This window comes from Streptomyces sp. cg35 (assembly GCF_050410835.1).
Taxonomy (GTDB): Bacteria; Actinomycetota; Actinomycetes; order Streptomycetales; family Streptomycetaceae; genus Streptomyces.
The window spans coordinates 1,885,666-1,908,143 of sequence record NZ_CP191268.1; the positions used below are offsets into that span (position 1 = coordinate 1,885,666).

Sequence of the window (22,478 nt, forward strand, 5' to 3'; positions counted from 1 at the left end):
GTCAGTGCCGTCGTGCACCATCGTCGGCAGGAGGTGCGCCATGACCAGACCGCCGACCGCCGCGCAGCGGCGCATCATCGACGCCGCCGATCCGGAGACGGGCCGGATCAGCGGCAGCGCGGCCCAGCTGGCGCGGCTCGTCGTGCTGAAGCTGGCGTTCCGGCATCCGCGGCCGCCGCACGACCACTTCCTCACCCCTGCCGGGCACCGGGTCCGCGAGGCCGGACCGGAGCCCGAGCGGCCCGCGCCGGTTCCGGCCCCGGTCCCGCCGGCCGCGTCCGACGGGGTGTTCGCGGCGCGGCTCGGCGGGGAGCCGGCTCCCGTGGCCCCGGCGGCGCGGGCGCGCGAGGTGCGCACGGCCTGGCAGGGGCTGTTGGAGATACGCCGTATGACCGATCCGGGCGGCGCCACCGACCGGCCCTGCGCCTGGGAGCGGGGCCGCCTGACGCACGCGGCGGCGCTCGCCCTGGAGGCGGCGGGCTGCGCCCCGGCGACCGACACCGCGCCCGGCTACCGGGTGACGGACACCCCGCAGCCCGAGGCCGTCGCCGTGCACCATCCGGAGCCCGCCGGTCTCGGGGCCTGCGCGGCGGCGCTCCAGCGGGCGGGGTGGCAGGTGAGCGAGCACGCGGCGCCGCGCGGCGGCCGGTACCTGCTGGCGTCCCCGAGACGGGCCTAGGGAGGCTTCGGCGGAATGCCCGGCCGGGCCGGCGGGTTGGACTCGTCGAAGGCGGCTGAGCAAGCGCTCACCCGCGCATCGGGCGGGACACCGCCGCATCGTCGAAGGGAACGTCGTGGCAGAGCCGTTTTCCGTCCGGGTCGAGGTCCGCGGATACGAGACCGACACGCAGGGGCACCTCAATCAGGCGGTGTACCTGCAGTACGCGGAGCACGCGCGCTGGTCGATCCTGCGCCACAGCGGTATCGCGCAGAGCGATCTGCTCGCCCGCGGGGTGGGGCCGGTCGCCCTGGAGACGAACATCCGCTATCTGCGGGAGCTGCGCGCCGGCGACGAGGTGGACGTGGAGTGCACCTTCGAGTGGGGCGAGGGGAAGACGTTCCGCATCCGGCAGACGGTGCGGAAGGCCGACGGCACCGTGTCGGCCGAAGTGACCGCGGTGGGCGGCCTGTTGGACCTCACCGAGCGCAAGCTCGTCAAGGATCCGCGGGAGGTCTTCAAGGAGCTGGCGACGGACCCGGGCGTCCTCGGTCTGTAGCCGGACGCCGCGGGCCGCCCCGTGTCCGGCGCTCACGGCCGCGCGAACGCCCCGCGGTGCTCGCGCGCCCACTGCCCGAACGTGCGCGGCGGCCGCCCGAGCACCCGCTCGACGTCGTCGGTGACGACGGCGTTGCCCCCGGCCCGTACGTGGGCGAGCCCCTCCAGGACGCCCTCCGCGAACTCCTCCGGGATGCCGCTGGAGATCACGAACGCGCGGGAGTCCGCCTCGGACACCTCGACCGAGCCGATCTCCCGGCCGAGTTCCTTGCCGACGAGCGCCGTCATCTCCGGCACGCTGAGCAGCTCCGGCCCGGTCAGGGTGTAGGTCTGCCCGTGGTGACCGTCCGCGAGGAGCGCCTCGACGGCGACGGCCGCGATGTCCGCCGGGTCGACGACGCCCTGGGCGCCGCCGCCGTACTGGTCGGGTACGGGGCGGCCGGCCCGGATCTCGCCGGCCCACCACAGGAAGTTCGAGGCGAACGTGGACGGGCGCAGCACCGTCCACTCCGACGGGCCGTCGCGCAGCGCCTGTTCGCCGGGGACGTGCCACTGGCCGAACCGTCCCGTCGCCGGTTCACCGGTGCCGATCGCGGAGAGTTTCACCACCCTCCGGACACCCGCCGCCCGGGCGGCCGTGAGCACGGCCCGGTCGTGGACACCGGGGCCGGCGGCGCCCGGGGCGTTGACCAGGAACAGGGCGTCGACGCCGGTGACGGCGGCCGCGAGCGAGTCCGGATCGTCGTAGTCGCCGCGCGCCACGTCCGTGCCGGGGCCGAACCGGGCGCGGCCCGGATCGCGGGTCAGGGCGCGGTGCGGGACGCCGCGCGCGGCGAGGAGGCGGACGAGTTCACTGCCGATGGTGCCGGTGGCACCGGTGATGAGGATCATGCGCTCCACGCTGCCGCCGCGGCCCGCCCCGCGGATAGGAGATTCCGGCACGCCTGCGCCGCCCGCGAGGCGGCCCCGCCTGGCTACCGTGGTGCGGTGACCACCGTGACCGGGCCCCTCCCCTCCGACCTCGCGCGGCAGACGGCGATCAGGACGGCCGCCGGGGCCTCCCGGGCGCCGGCGCGCCTGATCGAGCCGCCTGCCGCGCTGCGCCCGTGGATCACCGACGTCGGGGTCACCGCGCACGACCCGGACGGCCCGCGCTCGGTCGCGCATGTGCCGGACGCGGCGGTACGGCTCGTGCTGCGGACGGTGCCGGGCGGCGGCAGCGACGTCCTGGCGGTCGGCCCCCGCACCCGGGCCTCGTACAACACCGGGAAGCGGCTGCCGCTCTGCCTGGATCTGCGGATCCGGCCGGGGGCCGCGCGGCCGCTGCTCGGGGCGTCGGCCCGGGAGCTGGTGGGCCGCGTGGTGCCGCTGGCGGAGCTGCCGGGCCCGGTGACACCCCGGATCGTCCGGGAGCTTGCGCGGCTGGCCGACGACGCGACGGTGGACGAGGCCCTGGCCGCGCTGGCCGAGGTGCTGGCTCCGGTGTTCGCGCCGCGCGATCCGCTGGACCGTGCGCGTGCCGCTCTGGTGCGCTCGGCGGTCGACCGCCTGTCGACCCGGCCCGGCCGCCCGCGGCCCGCGCAGGTCACCGAGGTGGCGCGTGAACTGGCGGTCAGTGAGCGCCAGTTGAGGAAGCTGTTCACGGCCGACGTGGGTCTGTCGCCCAAGCATTTCGCTCGCATCGACCGTGTGCGCCAGCTCCTGGCCGGGGCGGCCGAGCGGCCCGGCGCGCAGGTGGCGTGGGCGGGTCTCGCCCAGACCACGGGCTACTACGACCAGTCGCACATGGCCGCCGAGTTCCGCGCCCTGTTCGGGGTGGCGCCGACGGCGTTCGTGGACGGCCGCCTCCCGAAGGGCAGCCCGTGCCCTTCCCTGGCCGGGCGCTGAGCCCCTGCCCGCCCCGGTCCACCGGGGCCGGCACTCCGCCGTCCGCACCCCGCGTTCATGTCCGCCACCCACGCCGTTGGCGCGGCGTCACGCTCCGCGCCGCCGGGTCGGGTATGCACGCACCATGCCCCTGGCCCGCCGTACGTTCCTGACCGCGCTCGCCGGATCGGCCGCGGTGTCGTGCACCGACGCCTCCGCCGACCGTGCGGATGCCGCGCCGCCCGCTCCGCACGCCGCGGCGGCGGCCGCGCGCAGACTCCTCGGCCGCCACGCGGACCAGTTGGACTTCCGTCCGCTGACCGGTGCGCGCGACGGCTTCCGCGTCGACGGGCACCCCGGCCGCATCCGGATCGCGGGCACCTCCCCTGCCGTGCAACTGGCGGGACTGCGGCAGCACTTGAAGCAGGTGGCGCACGCCAACATCTCCTGGGCGGGCGAGCAGCTGAACCTTCCCGACCGGCTGCCCGCGCCGTCACGTCCGCTCACCGGCCGCGCGAACGTCCCGCACCGCTTCGTCCTGAACGACACCAACGACGGCTACACGGGCGCGTACCACGACTGGGCGTACTGGGAGCGGGAGCTGGACGTGCTCGCCCTGCACGGCTTCAACGAGGTACTGGTGTACGTCGGCGCGGACGCCCTGTACCACCGGGTGATGGCCGGATTCGGCTATGCGGACGGGGAGTTGCGGCAGTGGATTCCCTTCCCCGCGCATCAGCCGTGGTGGCTGCTGCAGAACATGGCGGGCCCGGCCGGCGATCCCGTGCCGGCCGGTCTGCTCGCGGCACGGGCCCGTCTCGGGCGCCGGATCGCCGACCGGATCAGGGAGTTGGGGATGGAGCCGGTGCTGCCCGGCTACTACGGGACGGTGCCGCCGGGGTTCGCGGAGCGCAACTCCGGTGCGCACATGGTGGCGCAGGGCGACTGGTGCGGGTACCGGCGGCCGGACTGGCTGGATCCGCGCGGCCCGCACTTCGCGCGGGTTGCGGCCGCCTTCTACCGAGCGCAGGAGGAGATGTTCGGTCCGGCCCGGCTCTTCAAGATGGATCTGCTGCACGAGGGCGGCCGGGCCGGTGACGTGCCGGTCGCCGACGCGGCGCGCGGAGTCGAGAAGGCCCTGCGCGCCGCGCACCCGGAGGCGCTCTGGGTGATCCTCGGCTGGCGCGACAACCCGCCCGAGGAGATCGTGAACGCCGTCGACAAGCGCCGCATGCTCGTCGTCGACGGTATCTCCGACCGCTTCCCGACGGTGACGGACCGCGACGCCGACTGGGACGGCACTCCGTATGCGTTCGGCTCCATCTGGAACTTCGGCGGCCACACGACGCTCGGCGCCAACACCCGTGACTGGGCCGAGCTCTACGACCGCTGGCGGACCCGGCCCGGCGGCGCCCTGCGCGGTACGGCGCTGCTGCCGGAGGCGGCGGACAACAACCCGGCGGCGTTCGAGCTGTTCTCCGAACTCGCCTGGCGCGGCGGCCAGCTGGATCTGCGCGAGTGGTTCGAGGACTGGTCCGTGGCACGGTACGGCGCGCGCGACGCCGGGGCCGTCGCGGCCTGGGACGTGCTGCGCCGCACCGCGTACGGCACGACGCGCGCCGATGGCTGGGCCGAGGGCGCGGACGGCCTGTTCGGGGCGCGCCCCTCTCTCACGGCGCGGTCCGCGGCGGCCTGGTCACCGAAGCAACTGCGGTACGACGCCGCCGAGTTCGAGCGTTCCCTGGACCACCTGCTGACGGTGCGGCCGGGACTGCGGCAGTCGTCGGCGTACCGCGGGGATCTTCTCGACGTGGCGCGCCAGGCCCTCTCGAACCGCAGCCGGACGCTGTTGCCCCGGATCAAGGATGTGTACGGGTCCGGAGACGCGGCCGGCCTGGACCGACTGACGCGTGAGTGGCTCGGCCTGATGGATCTCCTGGAGCGGCTGCTCGCCACCGACGCCCGGCATCTGCTGGGGCGTTGGGTAGCGGACGCGCGCGCCTGGGGCTCCGACGACGCGGAGCGGGAGCGTCTCGCGTACGACCAGCTGTCCCTGGTGACGGTGTGGGGGACGCGCGCGGGGGCCGAGGCGGGGCTGCACGACTACGCGAACCGGGAGTGGGCGGGGCTCGTCGGCGGGCTCTACCGGCGACGCTGGGCCACGTACTTCGAGGCGCTGCGCACCGCGCTCGACGAGCGGCGCCCGGTCCGTCCGGTCGACTGGTTCGCGCTGGAGGACGCCTGGGTCCGCGATCCCGGCACGCTCCCCGCCCGCCCCACCGGGGACACGTACAAAGTCGCTGTTCAGGTGCGCGAACGCCTGCGCGGAGCCTGAAGCGCCCGTCATCGGGGTCCCGATCGGCGTGCACACGAAGCTGTCTTGACGGGTATACGTCACCCCGAATCTCTGGTAGGAAACCTTCCTAACAGTCGACGGAACGACGAACTCCCTCTAGGAGGACCCGTGTCCACCCCCCACATACGCACCTCCCGTCGCACACTCCTCGCCTTCATCGGCGCCACTGTCGTCGCGGCGCCGCTGCTCTCCACACAGCTCGCCGGCGCCGCTCCCGTCCCGGCCGCCGCGAGCGGCCTCGACGATCCGGCGAAGAAAGAGATCGCCATGAAGCTGGTGTCGAGCGCGGAGAACTCCTCGCTCGACTGGAAGGCCCAGTACCGGTACATCGAGGACATCGGCGACGGCCGCGGCTACACCGCCGGCATCATCGGATTCTGCTCGGGCACCGGCGACATGCTGGACCTCGTCGAGCTGTACACCGAGCGCGAGCCCGGCAACGTCCTCGCCAAGTACCTCCCCGCGCTGCGCGAGGTCGACGGCAGCGACTCGCACGACGGCCTCGACCCGGGCTTCCCGGCGGACTGGGAGCGGGCCGCGCAGGACAGCGCCTTCCAGCAGGCGCAGAACGACGAGCGCGACCGGGTCTACTTCGACCCGGCGGTCCGGCAGGGCCGGTCCGACGGGGTCGGTACGCTCGGCCAGTTCACGTACTACGACGCCATCGTGATGCACGGCGACGGCTCCGACCCCACGAGCTTCCGCAGCATCCGTCAGCGCGCCCTCGGCCAGGCGAAGCCACCGTCCCAGGGCGGCGACGAGGTCAGCTGGCTCAACGCCTTCCTCGACGCGCGGGTGTGGGCCATGAAGCAGGAGGAGGCACACAGCGACACCAGCCGCGTCGACACCGCTCAGCGCGTGTTCCTGCAGAAGGGGAACCTGGACCTGGACCCGCCGCTGGACTGGAAGGTGTACGGGGACAGTTACCACATCGGGTGACAACACCCCTGCGGCTGACGCCCGTTCGGGACCTGCTCACCCCGAACGGGCCGCGCGTCGACCGGTCCGCCATCAGCCGATCGTGACGACCCGCGCCCAGGGCGGCGGCGTGTCCGGGACGTAGTCGGGGTTCTCCTCGTCCGCCGCCCGGGCGGGGCGCGGGAAGAGTCCGACGACGGTGCGGCAGGGCGGCTGCACGGAGGGCCACGGTGTCTGACCGTCCGTCAGGGCGACGATCACGTCGGGCCGTGGCCGGGCGCGCAGGGCGCGGGCGAAGCCGGAGCGCAGATCCGTCCCACCGCCGCCCATCAGCGCCATGTTCTCGGCGCGGCACAGCGGCACGGCGACCCCGGCCGCCGCGTCGCAGGAGATCACCGAGACGAGGTCGCGCCGCCCGCCCACCGCCCGCGCGATCGCCGCCACCTCCAGAAGCGCGCCGCCCAGCTCGGCGTCGCTGACCGACCCGGAGGTGTCGATCACGACGCAGACCCGGGGCGGCGTGCGGCGCAGACTCGGCAGCAGCACGCTGGGGACACCGGCCGAGCGCCGCGACGGGCGCCGGTAGCTGTGGTTCTCGCCCACGCCCGGCGCGCCGGCCGCCGAACGGAGCGCGGACCCGAGCAACTGCCGCCACGGCTGCGGCGGATGGAACGCCTCGTCCGCCCAGCGCTGCCAGCCCGCGGGCGCGCTGCCCGGCCGCCCCTTGATCCCCTCGGCGACCCGGAAACGGACCGCGTCCCGCTGTTGCCGGGTCAGGCCGTGCGCCCCGTCGGGGCCGAGCTCCCACGGCCGGTCGTGCCCGTCGGCTCCCCCGCCGCAGTCCAGCCAGGCCAGATCCGCGGCGAGTCCGGACATCGACGACGTCCGCAGGTACTCCTCCATCAGCAGCCCGTCGGACAGCCCGAGCAGGGACGGCAGCACCACCCCCGCGGGCCGGGGCAGACCGTCGCCGTAGATGTCGTCGTTGATCTCGAAGTCGGCGGCGATGTTGCGCCGCAGCCGCTCGCCCGGCCCGTACTCCTCGTGCTCGCGGGCGTAGCGCGCGCCGCGTCCGTGGTGATCGCGCAGCAGATGGGAGACCTCGTGCACCCAGACGCCCGCCAGGTCCTCGACGGGGGTGCGCTCCACGAAGCCGGGCGAGACGTAGCAGCGCCAGTACGCGTCGACCGCCATCGTGGGCACCGACCGGTCCTCCACCACGCTCAGGGCGAAGAGCGCGTCGGCGAGGTAGGGGCGGACCTTCACCGCGTGCAGGCGTGCGGCCAGCAGCTTCTCCCTGTCCAGCGGCAGTCGCGGACCGTCTGTCCGGCCGGTCGGGGGCTGCCGCAGCGGACCGCGCACCGGGCGCGGCGGCGGGGGCGGCGCCATCGGGCGGGGCAGCGGGCGCGCCTGCGGGCGTTTCGTGGTCCCCGTCATCGGCGTGCCTGCGCGGGCCGGCCCGCGGTGGCCGCCTCGGCCCGTGCCACCGAGCGGTCGGCGCGCCGGGCGAGGCCGATCACGCCGGCCAGCCGTTCCACGGCGTCGGGCACCTCCCAGTCGTCGCGCCGCAGCCCGGCCAGCGCCGTGGCCGGGCCGACCAGCAGATCGGGGGCGCCGGTCTCCAGGGCCCGGACCAGTACGGCCCAGCCCGCGTCCCAGCGCTCCCGTACCGGGCGGGCGCCGACGGCGGCCACCACCGCCTCCAGCGCCGCCTGCCGCAGGTCGCCCCGCTCCGGCAGCTCGGCGGCGGCCGGATCGGCGAGGAGGGACTCCGGGTCGGGCAGGTCCATGCGGTCCAGGTGGGCGAGGAGTTCGAGCCCCGGCCCGTCCCCCACCGCGCCCCGCACCAGCAGCGCGAGCACGTCCCGGGAGACGGCGGCGGCCGTACCGAAGGCCAGCAGGGTCAGCGCTGCTTCCCAGCTGCGGGGCGAGGGCCAGGCCCCGCCGCGTCGGGTCTCACTGCTCGGCAGCCGGTGGATCAGCGTCGGCCGGGCCGCGAGGAAACCGCAGACCGCGCGCCGGGCGAACGCCACCGCCTCCGGCATCCGTTCGGGCGCCAGCCGGGGCAGCTCGGCGCGGGGCCAGACACCGCCCAGGCCGCGCACCACCACGTCCCGGTCGTGCACCCAGTACAGGTGGACGAACCGGTTGGCCAGCGGCGGGCTCAGCTCCCAGCCGTCCGCCGCGGAGGCGCGCGGGTTGGCGGCGGCCACGATCCGTACGTCCGGCGGCAGTTGGAGCGCGCCGACGCGGCGCTCCAGGACGACCCGGAGCAGGGCGGCCTGGACGGCCGGGGTGGCGGTGGAGAGTTCGTCGAGGAAGAGCAGCCCCCGCCCGGCCCGCACCAGCTCCACGGCCCACTGCGGCGGCGCCATCGGCACCCCCTGCGTCGCCGGGTCGTCGCCCACGATGGGCAGCCCGGAGAAGTCGGTCGGCTCGTGGACGCTGGCGATCACGGTCGTCAGCGGGAGGTCGAGGGAGGCGGCGAGCTGGGTCAGGGCCGCGGTCTTGCCGATGCCCGGCTCGCCCCAGAGCAGCACGGGCAGGTCGGCCGCGACGGCCAGGGTGAGCGCTTCGAGCTGCTCGTCGGGGCGCGGCTCGGTGGTCGTCGTCCGAAGGAGCGTCAACAGGTCGTCGGCGACAGCGAGTTGGTGGTCGAGCGCGGGTGCGTCGGCGGGCAGGGGCAGGAGAGTGCTGGGCGTCATGGGCATCACCTGGGGAGAGGCAGGGGGACGAGCGCGTCCCTGAGGGCGTGAAGGTGTGCGGCACGTACAGAGCCGTACGAGGAGGAGAGGGGCGGCCGGGGGGGCCGGTCAGGGGTAGAGAGTGGTGCGGGGGCGGCTGCGGCTGACGCGCTTGTGGCGCGCCGAGAGGGGCGTGTGGCGTCCCAGCCGGGGCCGGCGGCCGGCCTGCGTGTCCGCCGCGGGGTGCTCGGCGTGCGACAGGCCCGCGCGGAAGAGTCCGTGGTCGACCCGGCGGGCCACGGCCGACTCCAGTGCCGCCAGGAGCGGTCCGTCGCGCAGGACGGCGCCGGGACCGAGCAGCCCCTCGATGACGGCCAGCGCCCCGGTGACGTCGCCGTGGCCGAGCCGCTCCCGGACCGCGGGCAGCGCCTCGGGGCTGCGGTGCACCGCGTCGATCGCCCGCAGGCACGGCAGCGGCGGGCCGCCGAGCGCCACCAGCAGTTCCTCGCGGCGCAGTTGGTCCGGGTCGTGGTCGATCGCCGTCAGTGTCCCGTCCCGCAGCGCGATCCGGTGGACCTCGCCACGGCACTCGACGCGGTGCGGATCGCCGGGCCGCGCCACGACGGTGGAGGCCGCCGCCGCGCGGGGTGTCGGCAGCGCCGCGGCGACGAGCGGATGCAGCCGACCGGCCGGGACGAGGCCGGCCCGCAGCAGCTCCAGGTCCGGGAGGATGCGGGCCGCCGCCTCCGGCAGCACCGGAAGCGCCGCGACCTCCTGTGCGGGCAGCGCCTCGTGCAGCGGCCGGAGGACCGGGGCGTGGCTGTCGTCCGGAGCGGCCAGTTCGAGGACAGCGCGGCTGCGCGCTGCGAGCCGCACGGTGAACGCGCCGCGCGGGCGCCCGGCGTCCCGCAGCAGCAGGTCGGCCTCGGCGGCCCAACGCGCCTGCGCCCAGGGGGAGTCGGTCCCGTCGAACCGGTCCGGCACAACCCGCGGCGCTTGATCGGCCCCGCACCGCAGGGCCAGTTCGGAGCTGCGCTCGCCGTCCCAGAGATGCCGGTGCAGGTCGAGGCGGAACCGGCGGTCGGGATGCGGGTGCGGATGGTGTCCGGGGGCGCCGTTCCCGGGCCCCTCCCACAGAGCCAGGGACATGCGCTGCCCGGCGTCCGCCCTGGCCGGCGGTGTCCGCACCACCAGGTGCGGCGGCGTGGCGCCGGAGCCCGGGTAGCGGGCCAGGGTGAGGGTGAGGCCGGGGCGGAGCCGCCCGTCGGGGGCGATCCGGGGCATGTGCCAGCGGAGCAGATCGGGCGCGAGGCGGCGCAGATCCGCCCGGAGGCGGTGGGCGAGATCGGTGCCGTACCGGTCGCGCACGGCGCGCAGATCGAGGTCGACGTCGACGCGGGCGGCGGCGCAGGCCCCCGCCCAGTCACCGGCCGCACGTCGCGCGGCCGCGGTCTCGATCATGGACGGTGGCACGGCGTACTCGCGTACGCGCTGCCACATCAACAGGCGGGTCGGAATCCCGTTCGCGAAGTGATGTGCCATCAGCACTCACCTTGCACGAACGAGTCCCCCGTTCCGTACGAGGAGGAAGTCTTCATCGCGCGCATCGTAACCACGCCGATGCCGATCTGTCAGTCCACTTATCGGGGCGCCGCCTTCTCCAGGGCTTCGGCCGAGCCCGCCATGATCCCCCCTCACGTGCCGGGTGATGTGGCCCAACGGTCGGTCCCAACAGGCGAGTTCGAGGAGCCGGCGGACCGTGTCCGGCTCGAGGCGGGAGCGGATGACGCGTGCCGGGTTGCCGCCGCCGATCGCGTACGGCGGGATGTCGTCCGTGACCACAAAGCCGGTCGCCACGACGGCTCCGTGCCCGATGGTGACGCCCGGCATCACGGTGACGCCGTTGCCGCACCACACGTCGTGGCCGAACTCGCCCACCTCGACGAGGTCCGCGGTGATCAGCGGCTTGAGGAGGACCACGCGCTTCTGGCCGGGCATCGGGTGCGGCGTCGTCGGGTCGGGGGGGTGTCGGAGCCATGCGGTCGGTCTTCCCCCGCTCCGGCACCCGCCGCACCCGATGCGGCCGGCCGTCAGTGGACCCCGGCCGCGGAGCTCCTCCGCTGGTCGGCGATGGCCCCGCCGGACTCCATCGGCGCCGTCACGTCGTCCGCTTCCCTGCCCCGCCCGATGTGGTTGAAGACGAGGTTGAGGAGGACGGCCGCGACACAGCCCGTCGAGATACCCGAGTCCAGGATGATCTTCGCGCGCTCCGGGAAGGCGTGGTAGAACTCCGGCGCCGCGATGGGGATCAGGCCCACGGCGAGCGAGACCGCGACGATGAGGACGTTGTTGTCCTTGTCCAGGCCCGCCTTGACCAGGGTCTGGATGCCGCTGGCCGCGACCGATCCGAAGAGCACGACGCCCGCGCCGCCGAGCACCGGGCGGGGCACGACCGCGATCAGCGACGCGGCCATCGGGCACAGACCCATCAGGACGAGGAAGCCGCCGCCGACCGCGACCACGAACCGGCTGCGGATCTTCGTCATCGCCACCAGGCCGATGTTCTGGGCGAAGGCGCTGCACATGAAGCCGTTGAAGACCGGGCTGATCGCCGTGCCGAGGGTGTCGGCGCGCAGGCCGGCCGCGATCGTCTTCTCGTCGGCCGGGCGGTCGACGATCTCGCCGAGCGCCAGCATGTCGGCCGTCGACTCCGTCATCGACACGACCATGACGACGATCATCGAGACGATGGCCGCTCCGGCGAACTGCGGTGCGCCGAAGTGGAACGGGGTCGGGAAGCCGACGACGTCCGCGTCGCCGATCGGCGAGAAGTCGGTGACACCGAAGGGGATCGCGACGACGGTGCCGATGACCAGGCCGAGCAGGACCGCGATCTGCTTGACGAACCCGGTCGTGAACCGGCGCAGCAGCAGCACGATCACGAGGGTCACGCCGGCGAGGGCCAGGTTCTTCATGGAGCCGTAGTCCGACGCCTTGGCGTCGGGGCCCTGTGCCCAGCCGAACGCGACCGGCATCAGGGAGATGCCGATGAGCGTGATGACGGTGCCGGTGACGACCGGCGGGAAGAAACGGATCGCCTTCGAGAAGAAGGGGGCCGCGATGAATCCGAGGACGCCCGCGACGATCACCGCCCCGAAGATGATCGGGAGCGCGTCGTCCTTGTCCTTCGTCGAGTCGACGACGGCGAGCATCGGGGCCACGCCCGCGAACGTCACACCGTTCACGAAGGGCAGCCGGGCGCCGATCTTCCAGATGCCGAGCGTCTGGAGGAAGGTCGCGAGACCCGCCGTGAAGAGGCAGGCGCCGGTGAGGAAGGTGAGTTCCTTCGCCGAGAGGCCTATGTACGCGCCGACGATCAGCGGGGGTGCGACCACCCCCGCGTACATCGCCGCCACGTGCTGCAGACCCGTCGTCGCCATCTTCAGCGGGGGCAGCGTCTCGTCGACCGGATGTTTGGTGTGCCCCGCGGTGCCCTCGGTGGACTCGGCGGGGGTGGTGCCTTGCTTGGTGAACCTGGGCTTCGTCGCCACTGCGGCTCCTCCGGTTGTTTTCCAGCCCCGGCGAGCCGCCGGCACTTTTCGCTTCTGGGAGGTGGTGCAAGGTCGTGCTGTCGAACTCGATATGGAGTTGTGGTGGTGCGCCCAGGCAGTGCTGACCGCCCCGGGAACGTGAAGCTTCGGGCCACGTTCCGGGGCGGCACCCGAGCAGCCCGCTCGGCTGCTCGGGTCCGGCCGGGGACCGTCCTCCCCGGCCGGAGTTCCAGGGGGTGTTACGCCTGCGCGGCGATCCGCGCCAGGCGCTGCGCCTCGTCCCGCGTGGAGCGGGCGATGGCGTCCTCGTCGACATGCAGGAGGCGGCTGTCCTCCACGACCGGCTTGCCGTTGACGAGGGAGAGGGTGACCGGGGCGGCCGCGCCGAAGACGAGCGCGGTGACCGGGTCGGCGATGGACGAGTGGGCCAGGGTGTCCAGCTTCCACAGGACCAGGTCGGCGAGCTTGCCGGCCTCCAGCGACCCGATCTGGGTCGCGCGGCCGAGCACCTGCGCGCCGCCGTACGTGCCCAGGCGCAGGGCCTGACGGGCGTTCAGGGCGGCCTCGCGGTGGGCGCCGAGGCGGTTGATGAGCAGGGCGTTGCGGAGCTCGGTGTGCAGCTCGCCCGACTCGTTCGACGCGGTGCCGTCGACGCCCAGGCCGACCGGGACACCGGCGGCGAGCATGTCGGGGACGCGGGCGATGCCGGCCGCGAGGCGGGCGTTGGAGGACGGGCAGTGGGCCACGCCCGTCTTCGTCCGGCCGAACGCGGCGATGTCGGAGTCGTTCATGTGGACGCTGTGCGCCATCCACACGTCCTCGCCGAGCCAGCCCGTCGACTCGAAGTAGTCGGTCGGGCCCATGCCGAACAGCTCGTGGCAGAACTTCTCCTCCTCGACCGTCTCGCTGCCGTGGGTGTGCAGCCGTACGCCCAGGCTGCGCGCCAACTCGGCGCCCTGCTTGAGGAGTTCGGTGGATACGGAGAACGGTGAACAGGGGGCGACGGCCACCTGCGTCATCGCGTCGAAGGAGGAGTCGTGGTGCTTCTTCACCGTCTCCTCGGTCGCGGCGAGCGCGCCTTCGAGGGTCTCGACGGCGAAGTCCGGCGGCAGGCCGCCGTCCTTCTCGCTGCGGTCCATGGAGCCGCGGGCCAGGGTGAAGCGCACGCCCATCTCGGAGGCGGCGCGGATGATCGACCCGGAGAGGTCGCCCGACCCTTGCGGGAACACGTAGTGGTGGTCCATGGCGGTGGTGACGCCGCCGCGGGCCATCATCGCGAGGGAGCCCTGCGCCGCCGCGTACGTCATCTGCTCGTCGATGCGCGCCCAGGTCGGGTACAGCGCCACCAGCCAGTTGAACAGGTTGTGGTCCGTGGCCAGGCCCCGGGTGATCCACTGGTAGAAGTGGTGGTGCGTGTTGACCAGGCCGGGCGTGGCGAGGTGGCCGGTGCCGTCGATGCGGCGCACGACGTTCTCCAGGCCCTCGGGCGCCTTGCCCGCGCCGATGGACTCGATCTTGTTGCCCGCGACGACGATGTACCCGGAGGCGTACTCGGTGTCGTTCGCGTCGACCGTCGCGATGGCGACGTTCTCGATGACGATGCGGTCTGCCGTAGAAGGTGCCATGGTGCTTCCTTCATTTCGTGAGTGGCGATTGGGCACGGCAGGACCCTAGGAGGATTTGAGTGCCGCGGCGGCGTTGGCGCTGCCGCGGGTGCCGAGATGGTGGAAGAAGAGGTTCAGCGAGACGGCGACGAGCGCGCCGGCGCTGATGCCGGAGCCGAGCACGGTCTGCGCCCAGGCGGGGAAGTCGGCGTAGAAGGTGGGCGCGGCCAGCGGGATGATGCCCGCGCCGAGCGAGACGGCCACCAGGATGATGTTGGAGCTGTCGTCGAGGCCCGCTTCGGAGAGGGTGCGGATGCCGCTGACGGCGATGGAGCCGAACAGGACGATGCCCGCGCCGCCCAGGACCGGCATGGGGACCAGGGAGACGACCGCGCCGAGCATCGGGAAGATGCCGAGGACGAGGAGGGCGCCGCCCGCGACGGCGACGACGTAGCGGCTGCGCACCTTGGTCAGGGAGACGACGCCGACGTTCTGCGCGAAGGCCGAGGTCGGGAAGCCGCCGAAGACCGGCCCGATGAAGGTGGCGATGCCGTCGGTGCGCAGGCCGCGCGTGATGGTCTTCCCGGTGCAGTCGCGTTCGCAGATCTCGCCGATGGCGAGCATGCCGGCCGACGACTCGGTCATCAGGACGAGCATGACGAGGCAGAGCGAGATGATGGCGGCGGGCTGGAACTCCGGTGTGCCGAAGGCGAACGGCGTCGGGAGCGCGGCCACGGGCGCGGACTTGATGGAGCTGAAGTCCGCCATGCCGAACGGGATCGCGGCGAGTGTGCCGATCAACAGGCCGAAGAGCAGGGCGACTTGCTTGACGAAGCCCTTGCCGAAGCGCTGGATCAGCAGGATCACGACGAGGGTGAACGCGGCGAGCGCGAGATAGCGCATGTCGCCGTAGTCGGCGGCGGTCTTGTCGCCGCCCTGGGCCCAGCCGACGGGCACGGGCATCAGGGTCACGCCGATCAGGGTGATGACGACGCCGGTGACCAGCGGCGGGAAGAAGCGCAGGAGCCGGCCGAAGAACGGGCCGATGGCGAGGCAGAAGACGCCCGCGACCATCACCGCCCCGTAGATGGCGGGGAGTTGGTCGCCTCTGGCGTTGGTCTCGGCGATCGCGAGCATCGGTGCGATGCCGGCCGAGGAGGCGGCGTTGACGAAGGGCAGCCGGTTGCCGACGAAGCCCTTGACGCCGAGGGTCTGGAGCAGGGTGGCCACGCCCGCGATGAGCAGGGACGCGGCGATCAGCCGGGTCTGGCCCGCGGTGTCCAGGCGGACGGCCTGGCCGATGATGAGCGGAGGGGTGACGACGCCCGCGTACATGGCGGCGATGTGCTGGAGTGCGGCGGGGACGAGCCGCGAGACGTGGAGCTTTTCGTCCACCGGGTGCACCGCTTCGGTGCTCTCCGATGGGCCGGTCGAATCAGAACACGGGCCCTCAGCTTTTGCCGGCCCCTTTGCTGGCACTGCCATTGCTTATGTTCCCTCCGGTGCGGCGCACCCCCGCCGACTGCGGGTGGACGGGGGTGCGCGACCGCGTCAACTACGCACGAGGCGTCAGAGGTTGGTCATGTCGACCGGGATGCGCTGCTCGGCGCCGTCCCGCAGGATCGTGGCCTCGATCAGGCCGTAGGGGCGGTCGGCGGCCCAGTACACGGCACCGTCCTTCGCCTCGTTGTCCAGGCCGAAGGGCGACAGGTCCTGGCGGAAGTGGTGCTTGTTCGGGGCGGAGAAGCGGATCTCGTCGATCTCGCTGCGGTTGTTGATGACGCGCGAACCCATCTGGAAGAGGGTCTGCTGCAGCGAGAGCGAGTACGTCTCGACGAAGGCCTGGAGGATGTGCTTCTTGGCCTGCTCGTACGACTTGTTCCAGTGGGGCGTGCGCTGGTCGTTCTCGCCCGTCCAGCTGTGCCGCCACCACGTCGACAGGGACGTGGCGAGGATGCGGTCGTAGTCCTCCTGGAGCGTCGTGTACTTGTCCTTGATGTAGCCCCAGAACTCGGAGTTCGTGGTGTTCATCACGGTCAGGTCCTTGAGCCCGGACAGGACTTCGAACTTCTCGCCGTCGTACGTGACCTGCACCAGGCGCGTCTCCTGGCCCTTGCGGACGAAGGAGTGCTGGACCTCGTCGGCGCCGATGAAGTTGGAGCCCGCGTCGGAGCCGGCGATGCGCTCCCAGGAGTACTCCTCGATGCGGATGCGCGCCCGGTGGATGGACGGCTGGCTGTCGACGAAGTGCCGGGCGAGAGCGATGCCGTACTGCTCGGCGGACTCGATGCCGACTTCCTTGGCGAAGGCGAAGCAGGTGTTCTTGGTGGTGTCGGTCGGCAGGCAGTTGGCGTTCGACCCGGTGAGGTGAACGTCGTCGAGGTCACCGGAGAGGGCGACCGAGACGTTCAGGTCCTTGACGTGGTGGGTGTCGCCGTCCCGCGTGATCTTGACAACGCGGTTCTCCGCCTTGCCGTACTGGTTCGAACCCAGAATCGTAGGCATGTCTGCTAGCTCCCTCGGTAAACGGAGTAGCCGAACGGGTTGAGCAGCAGCGGCACGTGGTAGTGCTCGCCCGGCTTGACGGCGAACGTGATCGCCACCTCCGGGAAGAACGTGTCGCTGTCCCGATTCGCGGGGGCGTCCTGCTGCGCATCGGCTTGCTTCTTGTCGAAATACGCCTCCGTCTCGAAGTCGAGACGGACGTGGGTGGTTCCCTCCGGCAGGGCCGGGAGGTCCTTGCAGCGCCCGTCCGCATCGGTCGCCGAACCGCCGAGCGCCACCCACGCGGCGCCCGAACCGGCGCGCGCCGCAAGGGAGATGACGACGCCCTCGGCGGGGCGTCCGATGCTGGTGTCCAGGATGTGCGTGGACACCGACGCTGTGGTCTCGGTGCTCATCAGGCGTTGTCCCCTTCTTCTACGAGGCGGGTGAGGCGGATGCGGTTGATCTTGCCCAGTTCGGTGCGGACGATCTCCCGCTCCTGTTCGGGCGTGTTGCCGATCCGCGTCCTGAGCGCGGCGAGCATCTGCTCCGCGCTCGCGCCGGTGGCGCAGATGAGGAAGACATGTCCGAACCGGTCCTGGTAGGCCAGGTTCTGTTCGAGCATCTCCGCCTTGAGCTCCTCGGAGGCCCCCGCCATGCCGCGCTGCTCGCGCGACGAGGTCGGGTCGCCGGGCTTCGGGCGGCCGATCGGCGGGTGCCCCGCCATCGCCTCGGCGAGGTCCTCGGCGGTGAGCTCGGCCATCGCGGCGTCGCTGGCCCCGAAGAGGGACTCGGTGGTGGCGAAGGGGCGCTGGGCGAGGAGCTTGCTCCCCCACGCCGATGAAGCACACACCTCGTGGAGCTCGGCCTGGGCCGTGCTCTCGTCCGAGGTGTTGAACCGGGTGAGACCCGGTGTCGTACCTGAAGTCACGGGGTGCCTCCGTGGCCTTGTGCTGGACGGGCTGCGGATAGCTAACGCCCTCGGAAACACCGCGTCAACACTTTGTTGAAAACTTGGAGTTACAAAAACCGCCGTCCGGTATCCGGACGGCGGTTCGGTGACCACGGAGTCACCGCAGGTCAGGTGGCCTTCTCGCGGTTGAGGTAGTTGTACACGGTGAATCGGGAAACCCCGAGCGCCCCGGCCACGGTTTCCACCCCGTGCCGCACGGAGAACGCGCCGCGCGCCTCCAGCACGCGGACGACCTCCTGCTTCTCCTTGCGGTCGAGCTCGGCGAGGGGTTTGCCCTCCTTGCGCTCCATGGCGGCCAGAATGTGATCGAGCGAGTCGGCCAGCTGGGGCAACCGCACGGCTATCACCTCGGCGCCCTCCCAGCTCAGCACGACGTCGTCCTTGGCCGCCTCGCTCGGCGGCAGCATCTCGGCCCCCATGGCGTCGACGAGCGGCTTGACCGCCCGGACGAAGGGCTCGTCCCCCAGACCGGTCACTTATCCCCCTCCCCCGACTCACCGTCGATCACGTTCACCTGGAGCGAGACCCGGGTGGCCCCCGCCTCCAGTGCCTGCCGCAGCAGCGCGTCGACCGCGGTGAGCACGCGGCCGGCCTCCCCTTCGGCGGTGTTGCCGAACGGGCCGACGTCGACCGCGTCCAGGTCGGCCCCCTGGACGACGTCCCGGGCGACGACCGCATGGGGCGGCGCCTCGTCGAGGTCGAAGGGTTCGGTCGTGAACTCCACTCTCAATCGCACGGGGCCAACCTAATCCCGATCGGCGTTTTTCCGGCAGCCCCTCTTGACAGCTCCCCCGGATCGCAGGCAACCTTCCATCAAGCAGAAACGAACTTCCGCAATACGGAACTAGACAGCAACGCGGAGCTAGACCATGCGGAACACGAACCAGAAGGGAGCGCCGACCCCGATGGGATTCGCAGACCAGCGCTTCAACGTCAACCTGTCGATCCTCTTCACGGAACTCCCGCTCCTGGAGCGTCCCGCGGCCGCCGCCGCGGCCGGCTTCACCGCGGTCGAGCTGTGGTGGCCCTGGGTCGACGCCCCTGTCCCCGAGCAGTCCGAGCTCGACGCCCTGCGTGACGCGATCAAGGACGCCGGCGTCCAGCTGACCGGGCTGAACTTCTACGCCGGCCGGCTGCCGGGACCGGACCGGGGCGCCCTGTCGGTCCCCGGCGAGGAGAGCGAGAAGTTCCGCACCAACCTCGACATCGCGGCCGACTTCGCGCAGTCCCTCGGCTGCACGGCACTGAACGCGCTGTACGGCAACCGCGTGGAGGGCGTGGACCCGGCCGTCCAGGACGAACTCGCCCTGGAGAACCTGGTGCTGGCGGCCCGCGCGGCCGACCGCGTCGGCGCCGTGCTCCTGATCGAGGCGCTGAACAAGCCGGAGTCGCCCGCCTGCCCGATCGTGAGCGCCCCCAAGGCGATCGAGATCGTGGACAAGGTGAACGCGGCGACCGGCCTCGGCAACGCCAAGTTCCTCATGGACCTGTACCACCTGTCCATGAACGGCGAGGACCTGCCGGGCGTCATCAGCGCCTACGCCGACAAGACCGCGCACGTGCAGATCGCCGACAACCCGGGCCGCGGTGCGCCGGGCACCGGCTCGCTGCCGCTCGAAGAGCTCCTCGACCAGCTCAAGAAGGCCGGTTACGAGGGCTACGTGGGCCTGGAGTACAAGCCGGGCGACGCCCCGAGCGCCGAGTCCTTCGGCTGGCTGCCGCACGAGGCCCGCGCCGCGCGTCACTGAACCGCGCGCCACCCCATCGACGTACCAGAGCTTTTGGAGTCACCCTCATGAGCAACAACCTCCCCAAGGTCGCGTGGATCGGTCTCGGCATCATGGGTTCGCCCATGGCGGAGAACCTGATCAAGGCCGGTTACGACGTCACGGGCTTCACCCTGGAGCAGGACAAGCTGGACCGCCTGGCCGCCGCCGGCGGCACGGCCGTGAAGTCGATCGCCGACGCCGTCCGGGACGCCGACGTGATCGTCACCATGGTCCCGGCCTCCCCGCAGGTCGAGGCGATCTCCTACGGCCCCGAGGGCATCCTGGAGAACGCGAAGTCGGGCGCCCTGATCGTCGACATGTCGTCGATCACCCCGCAGACCTCGGTCGACCTGGCCGCGGCCGGCAAGGAGAAGGGCATCCGCGTCCTGGACGCCCCCGTCTCCGGCGGCGAGGCCGGCGCCATCGAGGCCGTGCTGTCCATCATGGTCGGCGGTGAGCAGGCCGACTTCGACGAGGCCAAGCCGCTCCTGGAGGCCCTTGGCAAGACCATCGTGCTGTGCGGTCCGCACGGCTCGGGCCAGACCGTGAAGGCCGCCAACCAGCTGATCGTCGCCGTGAACATCCAGGCGTGCGCCGAGGCCGTGGTCTTCCTGGAGAAGTCCGGCGTGGACCTGAAGGCCGCGCTCGACGTCCTCAACGGCGGGCTCGCCGGCTCCACCGTGCTGACCCGCAAGAAGGACAACTTCCTGAACCGGGACTTCAAGCCGGGCTTCCGCATCGACCTGCACCACAAGGACATGGGCATCGTCACCGACGCCGCCCGCAACGTCGGCGCGGCCCTGCCCGTCGGCGGTGTGGTCGCCCAGCTGGTCGCCTCGCTGCGCGCCCAGGGCGACGGCGGCCTGGACCACTCCGCGCTGCTGCGCTCGGTCGAGCGCCTCTCCGGCAACCAGGTGGCCTGACCCTCGAGACTTCCGGGCCGCGGCGGCGCTGACACCTGTCCTGTCGCGCCCAGGCGTCGCCGCGGCCCGGAACCCATGCTTTTCTTTCAACAAAAAGTTGAACGAAGTACGCCCATAACTTCAACAAACTGTTGACGCAGCAGTTCAGGGGTCCTTACGCTCCCCCACACAGTCAGCAGCCACTGCACGGAAGGTCGCCTCGAATAATGCCGAAGCGTGTGCTCACGACCGAGTCCGGCGCCCCTGTCGCCGACAACCAGAACTCCGCCACCGCAGGCGTGGGCGGCCCGATCCTGCTCCAGGACCAGCACCTCCTGGAGAAGCTCGCCCGCTTCAACCGCGAGCGCATCCCGGAGCGCGTGGTGCACGCCCGTGGCTCCGGCGCGTACGGCTACTTCGAGGTGACCGACGACGTCACCGACTACACGTACGCCGACTTCCTCTCCACGATCGGCAAGCGCACCGAGCTCTTCCTGCGCTTCTCGACCGTGGCCGACAACCTCGGTGGCGCGGACGCCGTCCGTGACCCGCGCGGCTTCGCGGTGAAGTTCTACACCGAAGAGGGCAACTACGACCTCGTCGGCAACAACACCCCGGTGTTCTTCATCAAGGACCCGCTGAAGTTCCCCGACTTCATCCACTCCCAGAAGCGCGACCCGTTCACGGGCAAGCAGGAGCCGGAGAACGTCTGGGACTTCTGGGCGCACGCCCCCGAGGCCACGCACCAGATCACCTGGCTGATGGGCGACCGCGGCATCCCCGCGTCGTACCGCCACATGAACGGCTACGGCTCGCACACCTACCAGTGGACGAACGAGCAGGGCGAAGCCTTCTTCGTGAAGTACCACTTCAAGACGAACCAGGGCATCCGCTGCCTCTCGGCCGAGCAGGGCGCCGAGCTCGCGGGCAAGGACGCCAACTCGCACCAGACGGACCTGCTGCAGGCCATCGAGCGCGGTGTGAACCCGTCCTGGACGCTGTACGTGCAGATCATGCCGGCGGCCGAGGTGGCGGACTACCGCTTCAACCCGTTCGACCTCACCAAGGTGTGGCCGCACAAGGACTACCCGCTGCAGCGCGTGGGCCGCCTGGTCCTCGACCGCAACCCGGACAACGTCTTCGCCGAGGTCGAGCAGGCCGCGTTCTCGCCGAACAACTTCGTGCCGGGCATCGGCCCGTCGCCGGACAAGATGCTCCAGGGCCGGCTGTTCGCCTACGCGGACGCGCACCGCTACCGCCTGGGCGTCAACCACACCCAGCTCGCGGTGAACGCGCCGAAGGCGACCAAGGCCGACAACTACGGCCGCGACGGCGTCATGGCCGCCAACGCCTACGCCCGCAGCCGCAAGAACTACGAGCCGAACTCCTTCGACGGCCCCGTCGAGACCGGCCGCGCGCTCGCCGCGCCGCTCGCCGTCTCCGGTTACACGGGGACGCACGAGGCCCCGGCCCACACCAAGGACGACGACTTCTTCCAGGCGGGCGAGCTGTACCGCCTGATGTCGGAGGACGAGAAGGGGCGTCTGGTGGCGAACATCGCCGGCGGTCTCTCCCAGGTCTCGCGCGACGACATCGTGGAGAAGAACCTCGCCCACTTCCACGCCGCCGACGCCGACTACGGCAAGCGCGTGGAGGAGGCGGTCCGCGCCCTGCGCGAGGACTAGTCCTTCGAGATAACCCCCATACTGCGTACGGGGTTTGACGGGAGGTCAGCTCCGTACGCACAAGCCCGCACCACTGGCACGACCCGGATGAGGGGTGGTCTGCCGGTGGGCGCGGGAGGACGAGGACCGCGGCGGCCCGTGCTCGTGCGAGCCAGTGCGGTGGTGAAGGTTCCCCGGCCCCCCTTTCGACCTGAGGAAGGGCGGTCCGAGGAGCTGTCGCAGAGCACGACAGCCGCCGCGGTCCCAGCCAACTCCCTGACGGGACAACGGAATCCGTCCGGCGGCGCGCATGCATGTATCGCCAGTCGCGTGCCGTCGGACGGCAGCAACCTCCCGAACCAGCCCCGGGTACGACGGTCCGTACCCGGGGCTTTCGGCATGCCCCGGGGCGCACCTGCACAGAGGCGTCCCTGATCGGTAACAGTCCTGTGCGCGGGCGGGATTCGGCGAGCCCGCCGGGCAGAATCCCG

Annotated in this window: 20 protein-coding genes and 1 pseudogene; 8 read left to right on the forward strand and 13 right to left on the reverse strand. The window is 72.0% G+C overall.

What is annotated here, in order from left to right; genetic code table 11:
• Positions 1-40: 40 nt before the first annotated feature.
• Together ACQUQD_RS08860 and ACQUQD_RS08865 are read left to right on the forward strand one after the other, a co-directional pair.
• Positions 41-679, forward strand: coding sequence for a hypothetical protein (locus ACQUQD_RS08860; protein ID WP_428951481.1), 639 nt, complete (start codon positions 41-43; stop codon positions 677-679).
• A gap of 115 nt (positions 680-794) precedes the next feature.
• Positions 795-1,217 (forward strand): acyl-CoA thioesterase, encoded by a 423-nt coding sequence (locus tag ACQUQD_RS08865; RefSeq protein WP_428951482.1) that lies wholly within the window; start codon positions 795-797, stop codon positions 1,215-1,217.
• Between the two features lie 32 nt (positions 1,218-1,249).
• On the opposite strand, the gene ACQUQD_RS08870 is transcribed toward ACQUQD_RS08865, so the two are convergent.
• Positions 1,250-2,107 (reverse strand): SDR family oxidoreductase, encoded by an 858-nt coding sequence (locus ACQUQD_RS08870; RefSeq protein WP_428951483.1) that lies wholly within the window; start codon positions 2,105-2,107, stop codon positions 1,250-1,252.
• Positions 2,108-2,203: 96 nt separating this feature from the next.
• On the opposite strand from ACQUQD_RS08870, the gene ACQUQD_RS08875 reads away from it, so the two are divergent.
• The 3 genes from ACQUQD_RS08875 to ACQUQD_RS08885 all read left to right on the forward strand — a co-directional run bounded on the left by ACQUQD_RS08875 (position 2,204) and on the right by ACQUQD_RS08885 (position 6,377).
• Positions 2,204-3,103 carry a helix-turn-helix domain-containing protein gene (locus ACQUQD_RS08875; RefSeq protein ID WP_428951484.1) on the forward strand — a complete coding sequence of 300 codons (900 nt, stop codon included), beginning with the start codon at positions 2,204-2,206 and terminating at the stop codon, positions 3,101-3,103.
• A gap of 124 nt (positions 3,104-3,227) precedes the next feature.
• The gene (locus ACQUQD_RS08880; RefSeq protein ID WP_428951485.1) at positions 3,228-5,417 is read left to right on the forward strand and encodes an alpha-N-acetylglucosaminidase; all 2,190 of its coding nucleotides are present in this window, start codon (positions 3,228-3,230) and stop codon (positions 5,415-5,417) included.
• 129 nt (positions 5,418-5,546) lie between these two features.
• Positions 5,547-6,377, forward strand: a complete 831-nt coding sequence (locus ACQUQD_RS08885) for a chitosanase (protein ID WP_428951486.1) — start codon at positions 5,547-5,549, stop codon at positions 6,375-6,377.
• A 72-nt stretch (positions 6,378-6,449) separates the two neighbouring features.
• Here ACQUQD_RS08885 and ACQUQD_RS08890 read toward each other — a convergent pair whose 3' ends face one another.
• The 12 genes and pseudogenes from ACQUQD_RS08890 to ACQUQD_RS08945 form a co-directional block, all read right to left on the reverse strand.
• Positions 6,450-7,793, reverse strand: a complete 1,344-nt coding sequence (locus ACQUQD_RS08890) for a vWA domain-containing protein (protein WP_428951487.1) — start codon at positions 7,791-7,793, stop codon at positions 6,450-6,452.
• Positions 7,790-9,061, reverse strand: coding sequence for an AAA family ATPase (locus ACQUQD_RS08895; RefSeq protein ID WP_428951488.1), 1,272 nt, complete (start codon positions 9,059-9,061; stop codon positions 7,790-7,792). The genes ACQUQD_RS08890 and ACQUQD_RS08895 overlap by 4 nt, the downstream gene beginning before the upstream one ends.
• 108 nt (positions 9,062-9,169) lie before the next feature.
• Positions 9,170-10,582: a hypothetical protein gene (locus ACQUQD_RS08900; protein WP_428951489.1), complete on the reverse strand. Its 1,413-nt coding sequence runs from the start codon at positions 10,580-10,582 to the stop codon at positions 9,170-9,172.
• Positions 10,583-10,680: 98 nt separating this feature from the next.
• Positions 10,681-11,038, reverse strand: a pseudogene (locus ACQUQD_RS08905) (hypothetical protein).
• 92 nt (positions 11,039-11,130) lie between these two features.
• A complete protein-coding gene (locus ACQUQD_RS08910) occupies positions 11,131-12,591 on the reverse strand; it encodes a nucleobase:cation symporter-2 family protein (protein ID WP_428951490.1) in 1,461 nt (486 codons plus the stop codon).
• Positions 12,592-12,830: 239 nt separating this feature from the next.
• On the reverse strand, positions 12,831-14,216 hold the full coding sequence (locus tag ACQUQD_RS08915) for an 8-oxoguanine deaminase (RefSeq protein ID WP_428951491.1): 1,386 nt from the start codon (positions 14,214-14,216) through the stop codon (positions 12,831-12,833).
• A 45-nt stretch (positions 14,217-14,261) separates the two neighbouring features.
• Positions 14,262-15,680 carry a nucleobase:cation symporter-2 family protein gene (locus tag ACQUQD_RS08920; protein WP_428951492.1) on the reverse strand — a complete coding sequence of 473 codons (1,419 nt, stop codon included), beginning with the start codon at positions 15,678-15,680 and terminating at the stop codon, positions 14,262-14,264.
• A gap of 84 nt (positions 15,681-15,764) precedes the next feature.
• A complete protein-coding gene (gene pucL, locus ACQUQD_RS08925; RefSeq protein WP_428951493.1) occupies positions 15,765-16,700 on the reverse strand; it encodes a factor-independent urate hydroxylase in 936 nt (311 codons plus the stop codon).
• A 5-nt stretch (positions 16,701-16,705) separates the two neighbouring features.
• Entirely contained in the window at positions 16,706-17,095 is a 390-nt protein-coding gene (gene uraH / locus ACQUQD_RS08930; protein WP_428951494.1) for a hydroxyisourate hydrolase, read from the reverse strand.
• Positions 17,095-17,610, reverse strand: a complete 516-nt coding sequence (uraD, locus tag ACQUQD_RS08935; RefSeq protein WP_428951495.1) for a 2-oxo-4-hydroxy-4-carboxy-5-ureidoimidazoline decarboxylase — start codon at positions 17,608-17,610, stop codon at positions 17,095-17,097. Before uraD ends, uraH begins: the two co-directional genes overlap by 1 nt.
• Before the next feature lie 149 nt (positions 17,611-17,759).
• Positions 17,760-18,128: a helix-turn-helix domain-containing protein gene (locus ACQUQD_RS08940; protein WP_428951496.1), complete on the reverse strand. Its 369-nt coding sequence runs from the start codon at positions 18,126-18,128 to the stop codon at positions 17,760-17,762.
• Positions 18,125-18,388 carry a hypothetical protein gene (locus tag ACQUQD_RS08945; protein WP_428951497.1) on the reverse strand — a complete coding sequence of 88 codons (264 nt, stop codon included), beginning with the start codon at positions 18,386-18,388 and terminating at the stop codon, positions 18,125-18,127. The genes ACQUQD_RS08940 and ACQUQD_RS08945 overlap by 4 nt, the downstream gene beginning before the upstream one ends.
• A gap of 169 nt (positions 18,389-18,557) precedes the next feature.
• Between ACQUQD_RS08945 and ACQUQD_RS08950 the strand changes: the two genes are divergently transcribed.
• The 3 genes from ACQUQD_RS08950 to ACQUQD_RS08960 all read left to right on the forward strand — a co-directional run bounded on the left by ACQUQD_RS08950 (position 18,558) and on the right by ACQUQD_RS08960 (position 22,008).
• A complete protein-coding gene (locus tag ACQUQD_RS08950) occupies positions 18,558-19,400 on the forward strand; it encodes a TIM barrel protein (protein WP_428951498.1) in 843 nt (280 codons plus the stop codon).
• A gap of 47 nt (positions 19,401-19,447) precedes the next feature.
• Positions 19,448-20,344: a 2-hydroxy-3-oxopropionate reductase gene (locus ACQUQD_RS08955; protein ID WP_428951499.1), complete on the forward strand. Its 897-nt coding sequence runs from the start codon at positions 19,448-19,450 to the stop codon at positions 20,342-20,344.
• 206 nt (positions 20,345-20,550) lie between these two features.
• Complete coding sequence (locus tag ACQUQD_RS08960; protein WP_428951500.1) at positions 20,551-22,008, forward strand: catalase; 1,458 nt, start codon at positions 20,551-20,553, stop codon at positions 22,006-22,008.
• Positions 22,009-22,478: the final 470 nt, after the last annotated feature.

Coding starts and splice junctions, on each gene's coding strand:
- ACQUQD_RS08860 (WP_428951481.1), top strand. CDS start 41: ATGACCAGACCGCCGACCGCCGCGCAGCGGCGCATCATCGACGCCGCC.
- ACQUQD_RS08870 (WP_428951483.1), bottom strand. CDS start 2,107: ATGATCCTCATCACCGGTGCCACCGGCACCATCGGCAGTGAACTCGTC.
- ACQUQD_RS08880 (WP_428951485.1), top strand. CDS start 3,228: ATGCCCCTGGCCCGCCGTACGTTCCTGACCGCGCTCGCCGGATCGGCC.
- ACQUQD_RS08890 (WP_428951487.1), bottom strand. CDS start 7,793: ATGACGGGGACCACGAAACGCCCGCAGGCGCGCCCGCTGCCCCGCCCG.
- ACQUQD_RS08895 (WP_428951488.1), bottom strand. CDS start 9,061: ATGACGCCCAGCACTCTCCTGCCCCTGCCCGCCGACGCACCCGCGCTC.
- ACQUQD_RS08900 (WP_428951489.1), bottom strand. CDS start 10,582: ATGGCACATCACTTCGCGAACGGGATTCCGACCCGCCTGTTGATGTGG.
- ACQUQD_RS08915 (WP_428951491.1), bottom strand. CDS start 14,216: ATGGCACCTTCTACGGCAGACCGCATCGTCATCGAGAACGTCGCCATC.
- ACQUQD_RS08920 (WP_428951492.1), bottom strand. CDS start 15,680: ATGGCAGTGCCAGCAAAGGGGCCGGCAAAAGCTGAGGGCCCGTGTTCT.
- pucL (WP_428951493.1), bottom strand. CDS start 16,700: ATGCCTACGATTCTGGGTTCGAACCAGTACGGCAAGGCGGAGAACCGC.
- uraH (WP_428951494.1), bottom strand. CDS start 17,095: ATGAGCACCGAGACCACAGCGTCGGTGTCCACGCACATCCTGGACACC.
- ACQUQD_RS08950 (WP_428951498.1), top strand. CDS start 18,558: ATGGGATTCGCAGACCAGCGCTTCAACGTCAACCTGTCGATCCTCTTC.
- ACQUQD_RS08955 (WP_428951499.1), top strand. CDS start 19,448: ATGAGCAACAACCTCCCCAAGGTCGCGTGGATCGGTCTCGGCATCATG.
- ACQUQD_RS08960 (WP_428951500.1), top strand. CDS start 20,551: ATGCCGAAGCGTGTGCTCACGACCGAGTCCGGCGCCCCTGTCGCCGAC.